A 604-nucleotide genomic window follows, 5' to 3' on the forward strand; every position below is an offset into this window, starting at 1 on the left:
GTTCCGGGCATGTCTTCGAGCGCTATGTCGGCCCGGGCGAAGCGGTGTTCGTCGACCTGCAGGGAGAGGTGAATATCGAGCAATGCGCAGAATCGGCGACGCTCAATCCCTGCATCTTCGAGTTCGTCTACCTCGCGCGGCCCGACTCGGTGCTCGACGGCATCTCTGTCTACCAGGCGCGCATGAACCTGGGCGAGACATTGGCCAAGCGCGTGGTGTCGACCGTGCCGCCGAGCGACATCGACGTCATCATTCCCATTCCCGAGTCGAGCCGGCCCAGCGCGACGCAGCTGGCGCATCTGCTGGGCATTCCCTACCGCGAAGGCTTCGTGAAGAACCGCTATGTGGGCCGCACCTTCATCATGCCGGGGCAGGGCGTGCGCAAGAAGTCGGTGCGCCAGAAGCTCAACGTGATCGCCAGCGAGTTCAAGGGCCGCAATGTGCTCCTGGTCGACGACTCGATCGTGCGCGGAACCACGAGCCGCGAGATCGTCCAGATGGCGCGCGACGCGGGTGCCCGCAAGGTGTACCTCGCCAGCGCCGCGCCGCCGGTGCGCTACCCGAACGTCTACGGCATCGACATGCCGACCAAGGACGAGTTGGT

1 protein-coding gene is annotated in these 604 nt (G+C 65.1%); it reads left to right on the forward strand.

Annotated features, from left to right (window positions below; all coding sequences use genetic code 11):
* On the forward strand, positions 1-604 hold a 604-nt coding region (locus AC1DTN_RS38445; RefSeq protein WP_477925447.1), incomplete at both ends, for an amidophosphoribosyltransferase.

The organism is Rhizobium sp. 01T444, from assembly GCF_056398305.1.